Here is a 19803-nt window from a genome sequence, read left to right on the forward strand (position 1 = left end):
ATTTTCCGGGCTATGGTCGGGAGTCACACGCCAGCCACAAGGGGAAGCGAGTTCTTATGTCGACCAAAACACCACGCTCACGCGGCGACAAAAAGGCGCCGCAATTGTCACTCAAGGAAAAACGCGCCGCCAAACGCGAGAAGCAGGAGGACGGCGCGTTCCTCAAACCGCGGAAGGGCTCGGCCCGCTGACGCCGCGCGTGCGCATGCGGGATAGCCCGTGGCACATCTCGAATCGATTCGATAGACTGACCGACGGCGGCGCTCCGGCGCCGCCGTTGTCGTGCCCGCATCTTCTCGAAGGCCCCCGCGATGTCCCGCAACCTCACCACCGGCAGCCCCTGGCGCGTCATCCTCGCGTTCTCGGTGCCCCTTCTGATCGGCAACGTGGTGCAGCAGATGTACCACATCGTCGACGCGGTCGTGGTGGGCCGCTGGCTCGGCGTCGACGCACTCGCTGCGGTCGGTGCCACCGGCTCGATGCTCTTCCTCCTCATCGGCTTCGCGTGGGGACTGACCTCGGGGTTCGCGATCCCCACGGCGCAGGCCTTCGGCGCCGGCGACCACGCCGCAGTGCGCCGCTCGGTCGCGGCCGGTGCCACGCTGACCGCCATCACGAGCGTCGCGCTCACCGTCGTGGCGCCGTTCCTCTCGCGCCCGCTGCTTCAGCTGCTGCAGACGCCCCCAGAACTGCTCGACGACGCGACGATGTTCGCGGTCGTCAGCTTCCTGGGTGCCGGGGCGACGATGTTCTTCAACTATCTCGCCGCCATCATCCGCGCGATCGGCGACTCACGCACCCCGCTGATCTTCCTGACGGTCGCGTGCGTCTTCAACGTCGTGCTCGTGGTGCTGATGGTCGGACCGCTCGGGTGGGGGGTCGGCGGGGCCGCCCTCGCGACGGTGGTGTCGCAGGCGCTCTCGGTGGTGCTGTGCCTCGATTACATCCGCCGGCGCATCCCCGTTCTGCGCATGCGGCGCTCCGACTGGCGCATCACGCGTGCCGATCTCGCCCTGCACCTGCGACTCGGGCTGCCGATGGGATTCCAGGCGTCGATCATCGCGATCGGCACGCTCGCGGTGCAGGTCCGTCTCAACGAGCTCGGTGCCGACGCCGTCGCCGCCTACACGACCGCCTCCCGCGTCGACGGCATCGCGGTCGCTCTGCTGCAGTCGCTCGGACTCGCCGTCTCGATGTTCGTCGCGCAGAACTACGGCGGCGGCCGTCCCGACCGCATCCGCCAAGGCGTCGCGCAGGCGACATGGATGGCAGTGATCGGCGCCGTCGCTCTCGGCGTGGTGCTGATCACCTCGGGGGCCTCGCTCGTGCGCCTGTTCGTCGGCGACGGCTCGGATGAGGTCGTCTCCCTCGCCGCGCTCATGCTGATCATCAACGGGGCGACCTACAGCGCCCTCGGCGTCCTGTTCGTCCTTCGCGGGGCCCTGCAGGGGCTCGGGCACACCCTCGTGCCGACCATCACCGGGATCGTCGAGCTGTTCATGCGCGCCGGAGCCGCCGTCGTGCTCGGCGCGCTGCTCGGGTTCGCGGGAGTGGCCTGGAGCAATCCCCTCGCGTGGCTCGGCGCAACCGTCATCCTGATCCCCGCTTACCTGCGGGCCCGGCGCGAACTCGCGGGCATGCCCGTCGCCCGCGCGGATCACATCACCGCAGCGACGACGCCGGTACCGGTCGTGGGCCCCGCGAGCGGATCGATGGTCGTCGACGCGGTGGTCACGCAGCCGGTGCCCGTCGTTCCGGTCGCGCGGCGCCGACGTCGTGCGCTCGTCTCGGCGTTGCGCCGCGGACGCGGCTGACCGGGCGCCGCCCCGCGATCAGCTCGCCGACGAGCCGGGCCGGGATGCCCGGCGGGGAGCCCGCTTGGCGGGCGCGGATGCCGCAGCTGAAGCCGGAGCCGAAACGGCCTCGGCCGGCGCCTCGACGGCGGGCTCGGCGGCAGTCCGACCAGTCGTCTTCGTCGCGGGCTCCGCGACGGGCTCGACAGCAGGGTCGACCGTCGGCTCGTTCGCGGGCTCAGCCGCGGCCTTTTGGTTGCGCGACGCGCGCTTCGGCCGGACAGGAGCCTCGGAGTCGGCATCGTCCGAGGCGGTCTTCGATGCGGTTGCTCGGCTGCGCGACGCGCGCTTCGGTCGCGCGGGCGTCTCGGCCTCGGTCTCCGTCTCGACCGTCGTCGGAGCGGCACCGTCGTCCGGGCCGGACACGGATGCCGCGCGGACGCTCGGCTCCGTCGGATCGGCGTCTTCGGCCGCAGGCTTCGCCGCGGCGCGAGCGGTCGTCGTCCGGGGGGCCCGGGTCTTCACCGCGGGAGCCTTCGCGGGGGTCTTCGCATCAGCCTTCGCGGTGGTCTTCTTCGCGGCTGTCCGCCTCTTCGCCGCTCCGCCGTCGGACACCGCCTCGTCCTCGGCCGGGGCGGCATCCACCGAGCCGGTCGCCTCGTCGGGTGTCGTGCGCTCCGTCGCGGCAGGCATCGGCGCGGGGTCGACCGCTCCCCCGCCGGCGCCTACAGCATCGGCATCCTCCGACGACGACGACGCGGCGTTGCCGCGCGCGGCCGACGAGACCGCGTCGAGCGCGGCATCCAGAGCTGCGCCCAGCGTCAGCTGCTCGATCATCGGACGACGGCCGCGGGATGTCGACCCGCTCGCGCTCTCCGACGGAGCGGTCGCCCGCGAGGTCTCGACGCGGGAGTCCGCACCGTCCTCCGGCCCGGTCGGCGCCTCCGGCGCGGTCGGTGTCGCCTGCGCGAACGACTCGGACTCCGAGCCTGCGCTCTTGGCACGCGACGGCTTGCGCCTCGAGCGTCCCGGTTCCGCATCGCCTCGGCCCTTCGCGGACGCGTCGGCAGCGGTGTCGTCCGAGCCCTTCGAGCCCCCCGCGGTCTTCGGGCGCAGCGACATCCCGCCCGGCTTCGACTCGATCGTGAACAGCCCCACCGCTCGCACGAGATCCGACAGCTTCGCGTAGCCCCAGTTGCGGGGGTCGAAGTCGGGCTGCTGCTTGCGCATGAGCTGACCCACCGTGCCGAGATCGGACCAGCCGTCGTCGGCGGAGGCGGTCTCGGCGGCGCTGCGCAGCAGGGCCACGAGGCGCGCGTCGCCGCGCAACGCCGCAGACGTCCAGCGCTCCGCGGTGGTCGAGCGTGCGGCATCCGGCTCGTCGACGACACCGAGCACCTCGAGGTAGGTGAACTGATCGCACGCGTTGCGGAAGGCCTCGGGAGTCTTCCGCTCACCGAAGCCGTAGACGGTGACCCCTTCCTCGCGGATGCGCGAGGCCAGACGCGTGAAGTCGCTGTCGCTCGAGACGATGCAGAACCCCTGGAACCGGCGCGTGTACAGCAGGTCCATCGCATCGATGATCAGCGCGCTGTCGGTCGCATTCTTGCCGGTCGTGTTGTCGAACTGCTGCATCGGCTGGATGACGTGCTCGCTCGCGGCATCCTTCCACCCGCGCAACTGCGACTTGGTCCAGTCGCCGTAGACGCGCTTGACCGAGGCGGTGCCGTAGGTCGCGATCTCGGCGAGCACACCGCCGATCCGCGATGGCGAGACGTTGTCGGCATCGACGAGGACGGCGAGGAGGTCGCTCTGCTGAGGCATACCCCCAGCATGTCATTGACGAGGCGGCGCAGCACTGTCAAGCCGCTGCCGGCGCTCTCCCGGCAGCCGTAGCGTGAGGTCTGATGACACGCGAAGCCCGGCCCCCGCTGCACCGTCCGACCGTCTCGGTCGTGATCCCGGTGAAGGACGACGCCGTGATGCTGCGGCGGTGTCTGCGCGCTCTCGCCGAGCAGTCCGACCTACCCGACGAGATCGTCGTCGTCGACAACGGCTCGCGCGATGATTCCGCCGACGTCGCCCGCGCCGCCGGTGCCCGCGTCGTCGAATGCGCCGCCGCCGGCATCCCCGCCGCCGCGGCGACGGGCTACGACCACGCGCTCGGCGATCTCGTGCTGCGCCTGGACGCCGACTCGCTGCCGTCGCCCACCTGGATCGCCGGCCTCTGCCGCGACTTCGCCCGCCGCCCCGATGTCGCCGTGCTCACGGGAGGCGCCCGTTTCATCGACGGACCGCGGATGCTGCGCCGCCCCCTCGCGGCGACCTACCTCGGTCTCTACGCGCTGCTGGGGTTCGCCGCGCTCGGCCACCTGCCGCTGTTCGGCTCCAACCTCGCCTTCCGGCGCACCGCATGGCGGAGCGTCAGTACAGAGGTGCACCGCGGCGACGCCGAGGTGCACGACGACTTCGACCTGGCGTTCCACCTGGGCGGACGGCACCGCATCGCGTACTCGCGACGCGCCGACATGGGGATCTCGATGCGGCCCTTCGACGACGGGCGCGCCTTCCGTACCCGGGTCGCCCGCGGCTTCCACACCGTCGTCGCGCACTGGCCCGACGAGCTGCCGCACCGCCGCGTCGCCCGCCGACTGCGGCGCACCAGACGCCGCCGCATGACCCGCGCCGCGGAGGCTCGACGATGACGCGCGCATCGCGCGGGAGCGCCGTCGCCCGCCTCTTCGACCCCGGCGAGATGCATCCGCACGACCTTCACGTCGCGACCTGGAACATCCGCCGACGCATCGACGGTCCGACGTGGCCGCCGAATGACCGCTGGACGGTGCGCGGTCGGCGACTGGCCACCGTGCTGCACGCCGACCCGCCCGCGATCCTCGGCACGCAGGAGGCGATGCCCGACCAGGCCGACCTCGTGCGCGCCTCGCTCGGCACGTCCTACCGCTTCGTCGGTCATGGCCGGAACGCCGACGGCCGCGGCGAGGGATGCCCGATCTTCTTCGACACCGAGCGTCTCGAACTGACCGGCCACGCTCAGCTCGCACTGTCGGAGACGCCCGCCGTCGCCGGATCGGCATCATGGGGCAATCCGGTGCCCCGGGTCGTCGTCCGGGCTTCGTTCCTCGATCGCGTCACGGGCAGCGTGCTGACCGTGTTCAACACGCACCTCGACGTCTTCTCGGCGCGATCGCGCCTGCGCTCGGCCTGGCTGCTGCACGACCTCGCCGCAAAGACGCCGGGTCCGGTCGTCGTCATGGGCGATCTGAACGCCGGGCCCGGCTCGGCGCCGGTGGCGGCGCTCCTCAGCGGAGACCTGGTCGACGCGTGGCACGCCGCCGAGATGCGCACGACTGCGCTCTGGGACACCTACGGCGGCTACCACCCGCCGCGCGTCCGCAAGGGGCCGATCGACTGGATCGCCGTCGACCGGGGCACCCGCGTCACCCGCGCCGCGATCGACACCCGGATGATCGACGGCGCGGCGCCGTCCGACCACCTCGGCGCGCATGTGCTCCTCCGGCTGGGAGAGGACGCCTCATGAGCCGCCCCGTCATGATCGAGAACTTCCTCCGCCCGCCTCGAACGATGAGCGCCGTGGTCGCGGACGCGGTGCGGCTCTGCGGGCTGCTCAGCATCGTCGTCGCCGCACTGTGGTTCGAGCTCACGGATGCCGGCATCCTCGCCTTCGCGCTTCCCGCGCTCGTCGCACCGCGTTTCGTCGGGGTCCGCCCCTCGTTCGACATCGCGTGCGGCGTCACGGTGCTCATCGCTGCGTGGAGCAACGTCGTCGATCTGTACCGCAGCGTCCCGTCGTGGGACATCCCGGTGCACCTCGTGTGCACGGGCGTGCTCGCGGCCCTCGCCTACATCGCGGCGGCTCGCGTCGGGATCGTGCCGCTCCCCGGCGCTGCGGGCTTCCGGCGGCGTACCGGCCTCATCGTCACGACGGCGTTCGGTCTCGCCTTCGCGGCGCTCTGGGAGATCGTGGAGTGGGTCGGGAAGGCCTTCGTCGACTCCATCCTCGTGACCTACGACGACACGATCGGCGACATGGCCGTGGGCGGGGTCGGTGCGCTGATCGCCGGCATCCTCGTGGCGCGCGTGCGGCTGACGGCCGAGCGTCCGCGCGGCACGGGCGGCGACGTCGACCGCGAGGATGCCGCCGGCGTCACACCCTCCCGGTGAGGATGAGGTTCCAGTACACCCACGGCAGCACGCGCCGGTCGAAGAACCACGACAGCGCGCTCTCGCGATACATCCGCCGGAAGAACGGGATCGTCGGCATGAGCTCGCCGGACGGACCGAACTCGGCCCATACGACGCTCGACCGCGACACCGTCATCGGGCACACGCCGTAGCCGTCGTACCGCGCGCGGGGCTCGCCTCCTCCGGCGACGGCCGCGAGGTTCTTCGCGAGCACCATGGTCTGCTTGCGAAGCGCTCCCCCGCTCTTCGAGTTCGTCGTCCCGGCGGCGTCGCCGATGGCCCACACGTTGCCGAAGCGAGTGTGGCGCAGCGTCTCGGGGTCGACGTCGACGAACCCGTCGGCGTCGCCGGCTGCTGCCAGCCCGGACTCCCGGATCCAGTCGGGAGCCGACTGCGGCGGTACGACGTTGACGAGATCGAACCGGATGCGTTCGATGCCGGAGGGCGAGGCGATCACGACCTCGGACGCCGCGGCATCCAGCTCGATCAACGCGCTCTCGGTGCGCAGCTCGATGCCGTAACGGTCGATCGCCCGCTGGATCTCGCGATCGAAGGCCGGGATGCCGAACACGGTGGTCTCGGGCACGACGAGGACCACCCGGATGTCGTCGAGCACACCCGTGCGCTGCCAGTAGTCGCACGCCTGGTACATCGGCTTCTGCGAGGCGCCCGCGCACGAGGCGGGACCCGCGGGCTGCGTGAAGACGACGGTGCCTCGCCGGAGGTCGCGCAGGCGCAACGAGGTGCGGGCCGCGAGATCGCCCTCGTAGTGAGTGGTCACGTCGCCCGTGCCGATCGATTCGGCCAGACCCGGCACGCTCGCCCAGTCCTTCTGCATCCCGGGGCTCAGCACGAGATGGTCGTAGCCGACCTCTCCGCCCGAGGCCAGGCGCACCGTCGACCGGTGCGGATCGACCGAGGTCACGGCATCCTGGATCCATCGGACACCGTCGGGGATGACACTGCCCTGCGGCCGAACCGTCTCGCTGATGCGCGCGGTGCCGCCGGCGACGTGCGAGAACAGCGGCTGGTACTCGTGGGTGCCCTTCGGCTCGATCAGCGCGATGTCATCGACACCCTGCCGTTGCAGTCGGGCTGCGGCCGAGACGCCGCCGTTGCCGCCGCCCACCACCACGACCCGGTGATGCACGGGGTGCCGTCGTGTCGCTCGAGGATCAGATGCTGGGTCTGCCGTCGCCATGCGACCACGCTAGGTGCCGCGCCCGGAACGGCGAGGGTGCTTGCGTCGCGCGACGGCGGGGTCTAGGCGTGGTGCGGATGCCGCCGAGAACGCACCCGCGACGCGAGCACGCTCACTGCATGGTGCGTGCTCGGAGCGGAGGAGCGTTCTCGGCGAGAGCAGGGCCGGGCTAGAGGGTCTCGGTGATGTAGATCAGGATGAAGATCGCGAGGATGCCGACGGCGAGGATCGCCATCGCGAGAGCCAGGCGCCGGTTGCGCACGGGCGCGTCGGCCGATGACCGGGCGGCGACGACCATCATCGCCCAGCCGATCACGGCGAAGAGGATGCCGATGGCGGGCAGCGCCGTCTGCAGCTGGAACGCCAGCACGTAGAGGACGATCGCTACCGCGGCCAGGACGCCCGCGGGCACGAGCCACCGCGAGGCCGATCCGTGTCGGAAGCTGGCCTGATTGGTCAGATCGGTGGGATCGGGCCGGGGGTGGCGGTCCGGCATCTGCTCTGGTCCGTGGGGCTCGTTGCGCTTGTCGACCATGTCGTCCTCCCGTTCGGCCCCACGGTACGTGCCCCCGCACGCCCCGCCCGACCCCCTTGCGCATCTCCCGCCGAGCACGCACCATCCCGGCGACAGTGCACGGTGTGCGGTGCGTGCTCGGCGCGACGGTGCGTGCTCGGCGCCGGCAGGTCAGCCGGCGAGGGCGACCATCTCGGCGCTGCGATCCCAGAGCTCGCGGGCGAGATCGGGGTCGGTCGCGTTGCGGTGCGACCGGGTCGGGCGGTCGTTCTCGTAGTACGCGCCGGGCACCCAATCGCGATTCGGGACTCCGTCGGCGAGGAAGACCAGGCGCGCGCCGCCCTCGTCGGTCGTGGTGAGCAGCCGCCGCGCGAGCGGGTTGTGGTAGACCCATCGGAGCGGACCGGGCACGTTCGCGGCGAACTGCGTCGCGACGACGCCGGGGTGGAAGGCGGCCGCCGAGATGCCCTGATCGCCGAAGCGGGTCTGCAGTTCGCGCGTGAACAGGATGTCGGCGAGCTTGGCGTTGCCGTAGGCGATGCGCCCGGAGTAGTGCTTCGCCGCGTTCAGGTCGGTCACGTCGAACCGCGAGAACAGGCGAGCCGCCACGCTGGCCGTCTGGATGACGGATGCTTCGCTCTCGATGAGCCGCTCCAGCAACAGGTTCGTCAGCAGGAAGCCCGCGAGGTGATTGACCTGGAAGGTCTGCTCGTAGCCGTCGACGGTGAGGGCGCGCGGACCGAAGATGCCGCCGGCGTTGTTGGCGAGCACGTCGATGCGCGGATAGGCCTCGAGCAGTTGGTCGGCCAGATGCCGCACCTGAGCGAGCTCGGCGTAGTCGGCCAGGTGGTACGGCGCGTCGAGCTCGCTCGCGAGAGCCCGGGTCTTCTCCGGCGAGCGTCCGACGAGCACGACGCGGTGCCCTTCTCGCGCGAGACGCCGCGCGGCGGCCGCCCCGATTCCGTCGCTGGCTCCCGTGATGACGATCGTGCGCATGCCCGCAGTCTCGCAGGCTGCGGGCGCCTGGCGGGAGTGCTGGCGCATCCGACCCCGGTGTGTCAACGACTTCTCGCCCGGCACCGCCGGGCGACAGTATCGCGGCAACCGAAGCACAACGGAAGGAGCCGGGATGGCTCAGGAACTGTCGAAGGGCGACCGCGTGAGCTGGGACACCTCTCAGGGGCGGACGCAGGGGAAGATCGTCGAGAAGAAGGAGAAGGACTTCCAGTTCGCGGGTCAGAAGTTCACGGCATCCGCCGACGAGCCGGCCTTCATCGTCGAATCGGAGAAGAGCGGCGATCAGGCGGCGCACAAGCGTTCGGCGCTGCGCAAGCTCAGCAGCTGAGCGGCAGCCACCCCGCATCCGCTCACGCATACGTTGAGAGGCCCCTCCGCCGAACGGAGGGGCCTCTCGTCGTATGCGTGAGCGCCGGGGTCAGTTCTCGATGTCGCCGCGCCAGGCACCGGTCTCGGTGCCGCGCGACTCGATGAACTCCTTGAAGCGCGTGAGGTCCTTCTTCACGGCGTGGTCGTCGATGCCGATGGCGGCACCGACCGATTCGACGAAGCCCTCGGGCTTCCAGTCCAGCTGGACCGTGACGCGCGTCTCGTTGTCGCTGAGCTTGTGGAAGGTCACGACGCCGGCGTGCTCGTCCTTGCCGCCGACGCTGTTCCAGGCGACGCGCTCGTCGGGGTGCTGTTCGGTGATCTTGGCGGTGAACTCGCGCTCGGCCCCGCCGATCTTCACCTTCCAGTGGGTCGTGCCGTCGTCGAGCTGGGTGACCGACTCGACGAAGCTCAGGAAGTGCGGGAACGACTCGAACTGCGTCCACTGGTTGTAGGCGACGGAGACGGGAACGTCGACGTCGATGGTCTCGATGATGCGAGCCATGGGCGGCTCCTTTCGTTTCGATTGCGGGGCTGCCTTTATGCTTCGCCGTCGCCGGCGCCGTCGCGACCGACTTGCGACCTCGGCGGTCGGCTGGTAGGCCCGGCGGTCGGGGTCAGTCGAGCCCGCGCACCGGCACGCCGAGCCACTCGGCGAGGTCGCGGATCTCCGCCTCGACCATCTCGCGCTCTTCGCTCTCCCAGGGCACGAGCTCGTGCAGCGCCGCGACGACGAGGTTCTCCTTCGCTTTGTCGAGGGCCGCGTCGAGAAGACCGATGAACCGGTCACCGCACAGGATCGGATGCGCGAAGTAGCCGTACACGCGCTGCGCCTTCGGCACGAACTGCTCGAGCTTGTAGGTGAAGTCGAACGCCTCGATCAGTCGCGGCCGGTCGAACAGCATCCCGTCGTACGGGTTGAGGATCGCCACCCTCCCGCCGGGGTCGTCGTCGATGGCCTCGAGCGCCCGCGGGTCGACCCGCCACTTCCACGCGCTCCCCTCGACGACGGCCGGCTCGCCGGCCAGCCCCACCCCCGACCACGACGACTTCTGCCGCGCGAGTCCCGCTCCCTGCAGCCGTCGCTCGTCGAGCATCGCGCCGGCCTCGTCGTAGGTCAGGTCGTCGGGCTCGGGGCCGCGTGCCCGCTCGGCGACGTCCCAGCGGCGCAGTCGGCCGGCACGCCCGACGACCGCGACCTCGCCGAGTCGTTCGAGCAGATCGAGCATCCGCGGCACCTGGTTGTCGCTGTACCAGCCGCTGTCGTTGCCGGCGGGCACAGCAGCCGTGTCGGGGATGTCGGCAGCCAGCAGCGGTCCGTCAGCGCGCAGGCGCGCCAGCACGTCGGCCCGGAAAGCGCTGTTGGCCTCGAGCCACGCCGCGGTGCTCTCGCGCACGGGACGCATCCGCATCCGCACCCGCATCGCCGGAAGCATGCTCGCGGGGTGGAACGAGCCGGCGTACTCGAAGAGCTGCCGGTCGTCTTCGACGGCTTTCGTCAGCTGCCCGGGCTCGTAGCCCCAGCCGATCCTCGTCCACGGGATCGCCTGCTCGCTGGGCGCGATGACGGCCGTCGGATCGATCTTGATCGCCCCGATCTGCTCGGCCACCTCGACGACGTCGCCGGGCCGGTCGGCCTCGAGCAGCTGCGCCCGCACGATGATGCGACGGGCTTGCTCACGGGTGAGCCGGTGCGGTTCCATGCCACGACGCTACCGCCGACCTCCGACGCGCCCGCGACCTCCGTCAGAAGCGGGCGACCCACTCGGGAACGGTCACCGTCGCCGGCCCGAGCACGACGTCGTCGAACAGGCGCAGGTCGTCATGGGCATCGAGGTTCAGCAGAGCGGTGCGAGCCCCGGCTTCCGCCGCAACCGCGACGAGGGATGCCGCGGGCGTGACCGCCCCCGACGTGCCGATCACCCAGAACTGCTCGCACAGCGCCACCGCGTCGAAGATGTCGTCGAGCCCGTACACCGCCTCGCCGAACCAGACCACGTCGGGGCGGAGCGCCCGGGCCCCGCATGAGGGACAGCGCGGCCCTCCGGCGAGGTCGCCGTGCCACGGCATCCGCTCTCCGCACGCCTCGCAGAGCGCCGACCCGAGCTCGCCGTGGATGTGGCTGACGCGCGTCGACCCGGCCCGCTCGTGCAGGTCGTCGATGTTCTGCGTGACGATGAGCACATCGCCCGGCCGCCGTGCTTCGAGGCCGGCGAGGGCGAGATGCGCCGCGTTGGGCTCCGCGGCGGCCACCGCGCGACGACGCTCGTCGTAGAACGCGTGGACGAGAGCCGGGTCGGCCGCATAGCCCTCGGGAGTCGCGACATCCTCGATGCGGTGGTCCTCCCAGAGCCCGTCGACGGCGCGGAACGTGCGGATGCCCGACTCGGCGGAGATGCCGGCCCCGGTGAGGACGACGATCCGCGCCACGGTCAGCGCCGCGCCGACAGGTCGGGGGCGAGGGCCTCGCGCTCATCGAAGACGAAGCACTCGCCGTTCCAGTGCGCGCCGCCCTCGTGCTCGAAGTAGCCGAGGATCCCGCCTTCGAGCTGGTAGGCGTCGACCCCCTCCTCGCGCAGGACGATCGCGGCCTTCTCGCAGCGGATGCCGCCCGTGCAGAAGCTGACGACCGTTTTGCCCTCGAGCTGATCGCGGTGCGCGGACGCGGCATCCGGGAACTGCGTGAAGCGCTCGATCCGCCAGTCGACGGCTCCCGCGAACGTGCCGTAGTCGACCTCGAAGGCGTTCCGGGTGTCGAGAAGAACGACCTCGCGCCCGGCGTCGTCGTGGCCCTGGTCGAGCCAGCGCCGCAGGTCATCGGGCGACACGCTGGGCGCGCGCTCGGCGGCGGGCCGGATGGCGGGACGGTCCATGCGGATGATCTCGCGTTTCACCTTCACCAGCATCCGGCCGAACGGCTGGTCGCCCGACCAGCTCTCCTTCGCCGTCAGCGCCGCGAAGCGCTCGTCGGCGCGCAGGTCGTCGAGGAAGCCCCGAACAGCGGTCTCGGCACCGGCGAGGAAGAGGTTGATGCCCTCCTCGGCCAGCAGGATCGTGCCCTTGAGTCCCGCTCCCAGGGCACGCTCGCGCAGCACGTCACGCAACTCGGCGGGGTCGGCGATGTGCGTGAACAGGTACGCCGAGACGTTGAGAACGGATGCCACGCCTCCAGCCTACGAAACCCGCGGCCGGGCGCGGATCGGGCGCAGTCCCCGGCATCCGCCACAGAACGATCTGCGCGGGATGCTGAGAACTGCGCCCGAAGCCGAACCCCGATCGGGGCCGAGGTCAGTTCACCTCGGAGGGGTGCGCGCTCACACGGCCCGACCCGTCGCCCGGGTCGAGGGCCGAGATCGCGTCGACCTGAGCCGTCGTGAGCTCGAAGTCGAACAGCGACGCGTTCTCGACCATGCGCTCGCGGCTGACCGTCTTGGGGAAGACGATGAAGCCACGCTGCAGGTGCCAGCGAAGCACGACCTGAGCGGGGCTCTTCCCGTGCGCGGCAGCCGCCTCGGCGACCGGCTCGGCGCCGAAGAGATCGTACTTGCCCTGGCCGAGGGGACCCCACGACTCGATGCGCACGCCCTTGTCGGTCGCCCAGTCGACGACCTCCTTCTGCTGGTAGGCCGGGTGCAGCTCGATCTGGTTCACAGCGGGGAGCACGCCGGTCTCGGCGTGGATCTTCTCGAGGTGCTCGACGAGGTGGTTCGAGACGCCGATCGAGCGGGTGTGGCCCGCGTCGCGCAGCTCGATGAGCTTCTGCCACGCATTGACGTAGTTGCCGTTGGCGGGAGCCGGCCAGTGCACGAGGTACAGGTCGACGTGATCGAGTCCGAGCTTCTCGAGGCTCTCCGAGAGGGCCTTGCGGGGCTCGTCCCCGCCCTGACGGTCGTTCCAGAGCTTCGTGGTGATGAACAGCTCGTCACGCGGGATGCCGCTGGCCGCGATGGCCCGGCCGACGCCCTCCTCGTTGCCGTAGATCGCAGCGGTGTCGATGTGGCGGTAGCCCGCCTCGAAGGCCTCGGAGACGAGACGCTCGGTCTCGGCCGGGTCGACCTTGAAGACGCCGTAGCCGAGCTGCGGGATCTCGAAGCCGGAGTTGAGGGACACGTTCGGAACGTGGATCTGATCTGCCATGCCTCCACCCTACGAGCGTGCTCCGACTGCGTCGTCGGGATTGACGCGGGGCGCCCCGAGGGGCAAGGAGGTACTCAGCCCGCGAGCGCGTGCAGCGCATCGCCGGTGAGGCGCTGCGTCGTCCACTCCGACATCGGCTCGGCACCGATCGAGCGGTAGAACGCGATAGAGGGGGCGTTCCAGTCGAGGACGGTCCACTCGAGCCGCGAGTATCCGCGCTCGACGCAGACTTCGGCGAGCGACGCGATCAGCGCCTTGCCGTAGCCGCTGCCCCGCTGCGATTCGTCGACGAAGAGGTCTTCGAGCCAGATGCCGTGGCGCCCCGTCCAGGTCGAATAGGTGAGGAACCAGATCGCGATCCCCACGATGTCGCCCTCGCGCTCGACCACGTGGCAGAAGGCGCGAGGCTCTGTCCCGAACAGCGTCTCGGTCAGCATCTCGGCGGTGTTCTCGACGGCATCCGGCTCACGCTCGTAGACGGCGAGGGCGTGGATGCAGGCCAGGATGCCGGTCTCGTCACCGGGGCGGGCGGCGCGCAGCACGGCGCCGCCGGGAAGGTCGCGCGGGGTCATCCCGTCAGCGTATCGAGGGCGTCAGCCGACGAGCGGACCGCCGTGCCGCCAGTACCCGAGGAACGAGATGCGCTCCCTCGGGATGCCGACCTCGGTGGTGAGGAAGCGACGGATGCCGGTGACGACGCCCGATTCGCCGGCGAGCCACACCGCGAACCCCGGATCGGCGGCCGCGGTGGCGCCGTGTGTTTCGGCCCACGACCGCACAGCGAGGGCGAGGCCGTCGTCGCCGGCGCGGTGCTCGACACGCGTCACGAGCGCGCGATCGGCGAGCGCGTCGGTGACGAGGTCGTCGGCGGCGTCCGCCACGCCCGCGATCACGTGCGGCTGCGTCTCCTCGGGCAGCGAGTCGACGATGTTCCGCAGGGCGGGGAAGGCCGTCTCGTCGCCCACGAGGAGGAACCGGCTCGCCTCGCCGGGCGTCCAGTGGATGCCGTATCCCGTCCACCCCATCCGCACGTCGGGTCCCGTGATGACGAGGGGGTCGCCGGGTCGGGCGGCCAGGGCCCATGCCGAGGCGGGCCCGATGGGCTCGTGCAGGAAGAAGTCGACGTCGATCTCCCGCTGGGCGACGCGGATCGCCGACGGCGTATAGGTGCGCAGCACGTTGCGGTCGTCCTCGTCGAGCGCCTTCCACCGCGCATACCAGTCGGAGGGGTGCGGGGTCGGCTCGTCGAGCAGGCCGAACTCGGCGAGGCCCGGGTGCGGGCGCCCCGACATCGGCAACACGATCTTGATGCGCTGGTCGAGGCCCCACGGTGCGAAGTTCGCCAGTGCCTCGCCGCGAAGGGTGATGCGGATGAAGCCGGGGCTGAGCCGGGCCACGGCGGCGACCTCGACGACGAAGGCACTGTAGGCCCAGAGACGCTCGCCGCTCACGGCGTCTCCTCCCCCGTCACAGCCCCGGGCCGACGTGCGCGGAGCGGCACGACGAGCGGACCGCCCGTGACCGGATCGTCGACGACGATGTTCGCGAGGCCGAAGACCTCCTCCACCCGCTGGCTCGTGATCACCTCCGCCGGTGGTCCCTCCGCGAGGATGCGCCCGTCGCGCATCGCGACGATGCGGCTCGCATACCGGGCGGCATGGTTCAGATCGTGGAGCACCGCGACGATCGTCCGGCCCCGCTCGTTCAGCTCGGCGAACAGCTCCATCAGCTCGACCTGGTGGGCCACGTCGAGGAACGTCGTCGGCTCGTCGAGCAGCAGCAGGTCGGTCTGCTGTGCCAGGACCATCGCGACCCACACCCGCTGCCGCTGGCCCCCCGACAATGCCTCGACGGGGCGCGAGGCGAGCTGCGTCGTGCCGGTCGCCGCCAGCGCCTCGTCGACGGCCACGTCGTCGGCGGCGGACCACTGCCGGAACACGGTCTGGTACGGGTAGCGCCCGCGTCCGACCAGCTCGCGCACCGTGATGCCCTCCGGGGCGATCGCCGACTGCGGCAGCAGGCCCAGCCGCCGAGCGACCTCCTTCGCGGGCATCTCCGTGATCGCGCGGCCGTCGAGCACGATGCTCCCCGCGCGAGGGGCGAGCAGACGCGACAGGCCGCGCAGAAGCGTGGACTTGCCGCAGGCATTGGGACCGATGATGACGGTGAACGACCCGGGCTCGATCCGCACCGACAGATCGCGGACGATATCCGCACCGTCGTAGGCGAGGGTCACGGACTCGGCGGCGAGCGATGTCGCCGGGGGGAACGGGTCAGGCACGGCGGCGGACCTCCAGCACGATCATGAGGACGAGGTAGGCGCCGCCGAGCGAGACGGTGACGACGCCGACGGGAAGCGGTGCGGGCAGCAGATGCTGCGCGATGAGGTCGGAGGCGATCAGCAGCACGGCCCCCATGAGGGCCGAGAGTCCGAGCGACAGGTGGGGCGTGCGCGCGATGAGGCGCGCCACCTGCGGCGCCGCCAGAGCGACGAAGGCGATCGGACCGCCGACGGTCGTCGCCGCCGCGACCAGCACGACCCCGACCAGCAGGGCGAGCGTGCGGACGAGATGCGGCCGGGCGCCTGTCGCCGCCGCGAGGTCGTCGCCGAGCTCGAGCTGACGCAGCCGCGGCACGAGCGCGAAGGATGCGACGACGAACGGCGCTGCGCACGCCAGTGCGCCGGCCACCGCCGGAGCCGTGACGCCGTTGAGACTGCCTGCGCCCCAGGCGGAGGCGAACATCGCCGTCTCGAGCTCGATCTGCAGCAGCATCCAGGTGTTGAGCGACGCGAGCATCGCCGAGACGCCGATGCCGACGACGATGAGGCGGAACCCCTGCAGGCCGCCGCGCCAGGCGAGCGCCCAGATCGCCACGGCGGTGGCGAGGGCACCGATCAACGAGCCGCCCACGAGCACCGGCCAGCTCGACGACACCAGGACCAGCGCGGCGAGCATGCCCGTGAAGGCACCGCTGGAAAGCCCCAGGATGTCGGGACTCGCCAGCGGATTGCGCGTGACGGTCTGGAACAGCGCCCCGGCGATCCCGAGGATCGCCCCCACCCCGAGCGCCGCCAGTGCCCGTGGCAGCCGCCATTCGCGGACCACGGTCTGCACGAGCGCATCGTCACTCGCGCCCGCCAGCGCCGCGACGACATCGCCCGGCGCGACGGGGAAGGTGCCGGCGCCGAGGGCGACGACCAGCAGCACCGCCGCGACGACGAGGGCAGCGATCCCGACGACCACGCTGCGCAGGCGCAGCACCACGTGCAGGCCGCCGACTCGCGGGCTCAGCATCCGCGGCCCGCCGCTCACAGGGCGCTCGCCCGGCGTCGGCGCGCGAGCGCGATGAGGATGGGAGCCCCGACGAACGCCGTGACGATGCCGACCGGCAGTTCCGCGGGCGCGATGAGCACGCGCCCCACGACATCCGCCGCCAGCACGACGACGGGTGCCAGCAGTGCGCTGACGGCGAGGATCACCCGATGATCGGCACCGAACAGCCAGCGGGCGATGTGCGGCACCATGAGCCCGACGAACGAGATCGGTCCCGCGAGTGCTGTCGCCGCGCCTGCCAGCAGGGTCACCGCGATGATCACGCCGATCCGGATACCGGCGAGGTTCGCACCCTGCGCGCGAGCCACGTCGTCGCCCAGCGCGACGGCGTTGAGTCCCGCGCCGAGAACGAGGGCGAGCACGAGCCCGACGGCGATGAAGGGAGCGACCGCCACGATCGTGTCCCAGCCGCGACCCAGCAGCGACCCGGCGTTCCAGCTGCGCATCGCGTCGAACGCATCGGGGTCGCTCAGCACGATGCCCGTCGTGATGCCCGACAGCACCGCGCCGAGGGCGACGCCCGCGAGCGTGAGCCGGATCGGGCCCGCGGCTCCGCGTCCGCCCGAACCGATGACATAGACGGCGACGGTGACGGCGAGCGCTCCGATGAACGCGAACCACACCGTCCCCGACGCCGCGCGCACGCCGAGCACCGCCATCCCGAGCGCCACGGCGAGGGCCGCACCGGCGTTGACGCCGAGGATGCCGGGATCGGCGAGCGGATTACGCGTGAAGGCCTGCATCAGCGCACCGGCGACTCCGAGCGCCACGCCCGCGAGAAGTCCCACGACCGTCCGCGGGATCCGGAGCTCGGCCACGACGAACGTCGCCTCGGGTGAGCCCTCGCCCCGCAGCACCGCGGCGACGGTGCCCGGCGACAGCGGATTCGCCCCGACGGCGAGGGACGCCGCGACGACGAGCACCAGGGCCAGGGCGATCGCGGCGCCCGCCGCGGCGCGTCCGGCTCTCGAGGTCACCGCCCGTCGAGGAAGCGCTCGATGTCGGTCAGCACGCTCTGAGCGCCGCGGGGGCCGACGCCGGCCACCCAGGTGCTCGTGTCGACGAGGGTCACCGACGGGAAGGCATCCGCGTTCTGGGTGATCGCCGCCGGGATCGCCGACGCGTCGGTCGTGTCGGATGCCGTGACGAACACCGCGTCGGCGCGGGCGTCGAGGATGTTCTCGGGCGAGATGTCGGCCTGCAGGCCGTCGGCCCAGTCGTGCTCGGGCGTCGCGTAGCCGACGCACTCGAGCAGGCTGCCCGCGAACGACACGGGTCCGTACAGACTGAGGGTCGTCTCGTCGCGCGGCCGGATGACCTGTGCCGTCTTGCCTGCGAGGTCGTGCGCAGCCCCGATCTCGGTGCAGCGGTCGTCGACGGCCGCGATCTGCGCGGCGACCTCGTCCTCGCGTCCGAGCGCCTGGCCGATCAGCTCGGCGTTGTCACGCCACGGATCGGCCTGTGTCGCGATGAAGACCGTCGGAGCGATCGCCGACAGCTGGTCGTACAGCTTCGAGTGGCGCGCCTCGGTTCCGAGGATGAGGTCGGGCTTGAGCGCGGCGATCGCCTCGAGGTCGGGCTCGGGCACCGTGCCGACCGGTTCGACTCCGTCGACCTCGAGGTACGCCGGGATTCCCGCGACGTTGCTCGCGACCGCGGCCCCCACCGGCGTGATGCCGACGGAGACCGCGGTGTCGAGTTCGAGGGGCTCGAGGGTCACGACGCGCTGGGGCTGCTCGGGGACCTCGGTGACGCCGCGGGCATGCTCGACGGCGCGAGGGGCGACGCTGGCCTCCGAAGAGGTGTCGGCCGCGGAGGGCTGCGCCGCGCATCCGGCGACGACGAGGGCCGCGGCGGCCGAGATGGCGACGGCGCTCAGGGCGCGCCGAACAGGACGAGACAGCATGTGGGGCCTTTCCTCGGGTCGATCTCGCGGCGAGCGCGATGAGGCAAGGCAACCCTAACAAAGACGGTCAGTCGGCTGTGAGCGCCGCCTCGATCGGGGTGTCGCCGCCCGTGAACTCGATCATCCGCCCGACCGTCGCGGGCTCGGACAGGACGGCGGCGATGACCGCCGCCACATCGCCACGCGGAACGGACTCCTTGCCCGAACCACCGACGGTGATGCTGCCGGTCGGCTCGTCGAGCGTCAGAGCGCTCGGCGCGACGATCGTCCAGTCCAGTCCGCTCTCGCGCAGGTGGGCGTCGGCCTCCGCCTTCGCCTCGGCGTAGGCGTAGAAGGAGTCGTCCTCGGGCACGCCGTGATCCGGCCCCGCGCCGAAGTACGACACCATGACGTAGCGGCGGATGCCGGCCGCCGCGGCGGCGTCGATCGAGCGGATGGCCGCGTCGCGGTCGACCGCCCAGGTGCGGGCGGCATCCCCTCCCCCGGCTCCCGCGGCCCAGACGACCGCGTCGTTGCCGCTGAGCAGGTTCGTCAGCTGCTCGACGTCGAACGACTCGACGTCGGCGACGAGCGGCGTGGCGCCGGTCGCGGCGACATCCGCCTCGTGGTCGCGGTTGCGGATGACGGCCGTGACGGTGTCGCCGCGCTCGGCGAGGATCGGCTCCAGGCGCAGCGCGACCTTGCCGTGGCCTCCGATGATCAGGATGCGGGACATGGGTGTTCCTTTCGTCGGGGGATGTGGATCGGATGCGGCTGCGGCGGCCCCGTCGGCCGGCGCGTCAGCCGCGGAAGTCGTCGGGGTCGATGTCGTCGAGGAACTCGCGGAACTCCGCGACGCGCTGCTCGGCCGCCTCGGGAGTCTCGGCTCCCTCCGGCGCTTCGCTCACGGTGTCGGGGATGCCCGCCTCGGCGAGCACGTCATCGGCGACGAAGATCGGCGCCCCGGCGCGCGAGGCGAGTGCGATCGCGTCGGAGGGACGGGCATCGACGACCCGCGATCCGGTGAGGGCCGTGACCGTCACCTCCGCATAGAACGTGCCGTCGTCGATGCGGGTGACCTCGACCCGGTCGACGGTCGCATCGGTCGCGTCGAGCAGGCGGATCATGAGGTCGTGCGCGAGCGGCCGCGGCGGCGAGACCCCTTCGACAGCGACGAGGATCGATGTCGCCTCCTGCGAACCGATCCAGACCGGCAGCACCCGATCCGACAGGGCATCGACGGGCTTGAGCAGGATGACGTGCTGTTGAGCGGGATCGAGCGCGACCCCGAGAACGCGGACCTGGACCATGACACCTCCCGGGGTCGG

At 71.4% G+C, this 19803-nt stretch carries 22 protein-coding genes; 5 read left to right on the plus strand and 17 right to left on the minus strand.

Going from position 1 to position 19803, the window contains the following annotated elements:
- The first annotated feature begins 311 nt into the window (after positions 1 to 311).
- Complete coding sequence (locus MTS1_RS04800; RefSeq protein ID WP_023951921.1) at positions 312 to 1814, plus strand: MATE family efflux transporter; 1503 nt, start codon at positions 312 to 314, stop codon at positions 1812 to 1814.
- Positions 1815 to 1832: 18 nt separating this feature from the next.
- Here MTS1_RS04800 and MTS1_RS16675 read toward each other — a convergent pair whose 3' ends face one another.
- Positions 1833 to 3617, minus strand: coding sequence for an NYN domain-containing protein (locus tag MTS1_RS16675; protein ID WP_023951923.1), 1785 nt, complete (start codon positions 3615 to 3617; stop codon positions 1833 to 1835).
- Positions 3618 to 3700: 83 nt separating this feature from the next.
- Between MTS1_RS16675 and MTS1_RS04810 the strand changes: the two genes are divergently transcribed.
- From MTS1_RS04810 to MTS1_RS04820, 3 genes are read left to right on the plus strand one after another with little or no spacing between them, the layout of a single operon-like run.
- Positions 3701 to 4498, plus strand: coding sequence for a glycosyltransferase family 2 protein (locus MTS1_RS04810; protein ID WP_023951925.1), 798 nt, complete (start codon positions 3701 to 3703; stop codon positions 4496 to 4498).
- Positions 4495 to 5352 (plus strand): endonuclease/exonuclease/phosphatase family protein, encoded by an 858-nt coding sequence (locus MTS1_RS04815; protein ID WP_023951927.1) that lies wholly within the window; start codon positions 4495 to 4497, stop codon positions 5350 to 5352. The genes MTS1_RS04810 and MTS1_RS04815 overlap by 4 nt, the downstream gene beginning before the upstream one ends.
- Positions 5349 to 5996: a hypothetical protein gene (locus MTS1_RS04820; RefSeq protein WP_023951930.1), complete on the plus strand. Its 648-nt coding sequence runs from the start codon at positions 5349 to 5351 to the stop codon at positions 5994 to 5996. Before MTS1_RS04815 ends, MTS1_RS04820 begins: the two co-directional genes overlap by 4 nt.
- On the opposite strand, the gene MTS1_RS04825 is transcribed toward MTS1_RS04820, so the two are convergent.
- From MTS1_RS04825 to MTS1_RS04835, 3 genes are all read right to left on the minus strand, one after another.
- Positions 5980 to 7218: an NAD(P)/FAD-dependent oxidoreductase gene (locus MTS1_RS04825; RefSeq protein WP_052007586.1), complete on the minus strand. Its 1239-nt coding sequence runs from the start codon at positions 7216 to 7218 to the stop codon at positions 5980 to 5982. The two genes, MTS1_RS04820 and MTS1_RS04825, sit on opposite strands and share 17 nt — an antisense overlap.
- Positions 7219 to 7387: 169 nt before the next feature.
- Positions 7388 to 7753, minus strand: a complete 366-nt coding sequence (locus MTS1_RS04830) for a hypothetical protein (protein WP_023951932.1) — start codon at positions 7751 to 7753, stop codon at positions 7388 to 7390.
- A 150-nt stretch (positions 7754 to 7903) separates the two neighbouring features.
- Positions 7904 to 8728 carry an SDR family NAD(P)-dependent oxidoreductase gene (locus MTS1_RS04835; RefSeq protein ID WP_036304640.1) on the minus strand — a complete coding sequence of 275 codons (825 nt, stop codon included), beginning with the start codon at positions 8726 to 8728 and terminating at the stop codon, positions 7904 to 7906.
- 133 nt (positions 8729 to 8861) lie between these two features.
- Between MTS1_RS04835 and MTS1_RS04840 the strand changes: the two genes are divergently transcribed.
- Positions 8862 to 9077 carry a DUF2945 domain-containing protein gene (locus MTS1_RS04840; RefSeq protein WP_023951934.1) on the plus strand — a complete coding sequence of 72 codons (216 nt, stop codon included), beginning with the start codon at positions 8862 to 8864 and terminating at the stop codon, positions 9075 to 9077.
- A 90-nt stretch (positions 9078 to 9167) separates the two neighbouring features.
- Here the strand turns inward: MTS1_RS04840 and MTS1_RS04845 are convergent, their stop codons facing one another.
- The 13 genes from MTS1_RS04845 to MTS1_RS04905 all read right to left on the minus strand — a co-directional run bounded on the left by MTS1_RS04845 (position 9168) and on the right by MTS1_RS04905 (position 19785).
- Positions 9168 to 9623, minus strand: a complete 456-nt coding sequence (locus tag MTS1_RS04845) for an SRPBCC family protein (RefSeq protein ID WP_023951935.1) — start codon at positions 9621 to 9623, stop codon at positions 9168 to 9170.
- Between the two features lie 112 nt (positions 9624 to 9735).
- Entirely contained in the window at positions 9736 to 10821 is a 1086-nt protein-coding gene (locus MTS1_RS04850) for a DNA glycosylase AlkZ-like family protein (protein WP_023951936.1), read from the minus strand.
- 43 nt (positions 10822 to 10864) lie between these two features.
- Positions 10865 to 11548, minus strand: a complete 684-nt coding sequence (locus MTS1_RS04855) for an NAD-dependent deacylase (protein WP_023951937.1) — start codon at positions 11546 to 11548, stop codon at positions 10865 to 10867.
- 2 nt (positions 11549 to 11550) lie between these two features.
- Positions 11551 to 12282: a sulfurtransferase gene (locus MTS1_RS04860; RefSeq protein ID WP_023951939.1), complete on the minus strand. Its 732-nt coding sequence runs from the start codon at positions 12280 to 12282 to the stop codon at positions 11551 to 11553.
- A 124-nt stretch (positions 12283 to 12406) separates the two neighbouring features.
- Positions 12407 to 13255, minus strand: a complete 849-nt coding sequence (locus MTS1_RS04865; protein WP_023951941.1) for an aldo/keto reductase — start codon at positions 13253 to 13255, stop codon at positions 12407 to 12409.
- A gap of 74 nt (positions 13256 to 13329) precedes the next feature.
- Positions 13330 to 13827, minus strand: coding sequence for a GNAT family N-acetyltransferase (locus tag MTS1_RS04870; RefSeq protein ID WP_023951943.1), 498 nt, complete (start codon positions 13825 to 13827; stop codon positions 13330 to 13332).
- A 21-nt stretch (positions 13828 to 13848) separates the two neighbouring features.
- Entirely contained in the window at positions 13849 to 14706 is an 858-nt protein-coding gene (locus tag MTS1_RS04875; protein WP_023951945.1) for a siderophore-interacting protein, read from the minus strand.
- The gene (locus tag MTS1_RS04880; protein WP_023951947.1) at positions 14703 to 15536 is read right to left on the minus strand and encodes an ABC transporter ATP-binding protein; all 834 of its coding nucleotides are present in this window, start codon (positions 15534 to 15536) and stop codon (positions 14703 to 14705) included. The genes MTS1_RS04875 and MTS1_RS04880 overlap by 4 nt, the downstream gene beginning before the upstream one ends.
- The gene (locus MTS1_RS04885) at positions 15529 to 16551 is read right to left on the minus strand and encodes an iron chelate uptake ABC transporter family permease subunit (protein ID WP_023951949.1); all 1023 of its coding nucleotides are present in this window, start codon (positions 16549 to 16551) and stop codon (positions 15529 to 15531) included. The genes MTS1_RS04880 and MTS1_RS04885 overlap by 8 nt, the downstream gene beginning before the upstream one ends.
- A 14-nt stretch (positions 16552 to 16565) precedes the next feature.
- Entirely contained in the window at positions 16566 to 17567 is a 1002-nt protein-coding gene (locus tag MTS1_RS04890) for an iron ABC transporter permease (RefSeq protein ID WP_023951951.1), read from the minus strand.
- Complete coding sequence (locus MTS1_RS04895; RefSeq protein ID WP_023951953.1) at positions 17564 to 18496, minus strand: iron-siderophore ABC transporter substrate-binding protein; 933 nt, start codon at positions 18494 to 18496, stop codon at positions 17564 to 17566. Before MTS1_RS04895 ends, MTS1_RS04890 begins: the two co-directional genes overlap by 4 nt.
- Positions 18497 to 18563: 67 nt before the next feature.
- A complete protein-coding gene (locus MTS1_RS04900; protein ID WP_023951955.1) occupies positions 18564 to 19211 on the minus strand; it encodes an SDR family oxidoreductase in 648 nt (215 codons plus the stop codon).
- Positions 19212 to 19275: 64 nt separating this feature from the next.
- On the minus strand, positions 19276 to 19785 hold the full coding sequence (locus tag MTS1_RS04905; protein WP_023951957.1) for a bifunctional nuclease family protein: 510 nt from the start codon (positions 19783 to 19785) through the stop codon (positions 19276 to 19278).
- Between the last annotated feature and the right edge of the window lie 18 nt (positions 19786 to 19803).

The organism is Microbacterium sp. TS-1 (assembly GCF_000509385.1).
GTDB classification, from domain to species: domain Bacteria; phylum Actinomycetota; class Actinomycetes; order Actinomycetales; family Microbacteriaceae; genus Microbacterium; species Microbacterium arborescens.

Coding starts and splice junctions, on each gene's coding strand:
- MTS1_RS04800 (WP_023951921.1), top strand. CDS start 312: ATGTCCCGCAACCTCACCACCGGCAGCCCCTGGCGCGTCATCCTCGCG.
- MTS1_RS16675 (WP_023951923.1), bottom strand. CDS start 3,617: ATGCCTCAGCAGAGCGACCTCCTCGCCGTCCTCGTCGATGCCGACAAC.
- MTS1_RS04810 (WP_023951925.1), top strand. CDS start 3,701: ATGACACGCGAAGCCCGGCCCCCGCTGCACCGTCCGACCGTCTCGGTC.
- MTS1_RS04815 (WP_023951927.1), top strand. CDS start 4,495: ATGACGCGCGCATCGCGCGGGAGCGCCGTCGCCCGCCTCTTCGACCCC.
- MTS1_RS04820 (WP_023951930.1), top strand. CDS start 5,349: ATGAGCCGCCCCGTCATGATCGAGAACTTCCTCCGCCCGCCTCGAACG.
- MTS1_RS04825 (WP_052007586.1), bottom strand. CDS start 7,218: ATGGCGACGGCAGACCCAGCATCTGATCCTCGAGCGACACGACGGCAC.
- MTS1_RS04830 (WP_023951932.1), bottom strand. CDS start 7,753: ATGGTCGACAAGCGCAACGAGCCCCACGGACCAGAGCAGATGCCGGAC.
- MTS1_RS04835 (WP_036304640.1), bottom strand. CDS start 8,728: ATGCGCACGATCGTCATCACGGGAGCCAGCGACGGAATCGGGGCGGCC.
- MTS1_RS04840 (WP_023951934.1), top strand. CDS start 8,862: ATGGCTCAGGAACTGTCGAAGGGCGACCGCGTGAGCTGGGACACCTCT.
- MTS1_RS04845 (WP_023951935.1), bottom strand. CDS start 9,623: ATGGCTCGCATCATCGAGACCATCGACGTCGACGTTCCCGTCTCCGTC.
- MTS1_RS04850 (WP_023951936.1), bottom strand. CDS start 10,821: ATGGAACCGCACCGGCTCACCCGTGAGCAAGCCCGTCGCATCATCGTG.
- MTS1_RS04865 (WP_023951941.1), bottom strand. CDS start 13,255: ATGGCAGATCAGATCCACGTTCCGAACGTGTCCCTCAACTCCGGCTTC.
- MTS1_RS04870 (WP_023951943.1), bottom strand. CDS start 13,827: ATGACCCCGCGCGACCTTCCCGGCGGCGCCGTGCTGCGCGCCGCCCGC.
- MTS1_RS04885 (WP_023951949.1), bottom strand. CDS start 16,551: ATGCTGAGCCCGCGAGTCGGCGGCCTGCACGTGGTGCTGCGCCTGCGC.
- MTS1_RS04895 (WP_023951953.1), bottom strand. CDS start 18,496: ATGCTGTCTCGTCCTGTTCGGCGCGCCCTGAGCGCCGTCGCCATCTCG.
- MTS1_RS04900 (WP_023951955.1), bottom strand. CDS start 19,211: ATGTCCCGCATCCTGATCATCGGAGGCCACGGCAAGGTCGCGCTGCGC.
- MTS1_RS04905 (WP_023951957.1), bottom strand. CDS start 19,785: ATGGTCCAGGTCCGCGTTCTCGGGGTCGCGCTCGATCCCGCTCAACAG.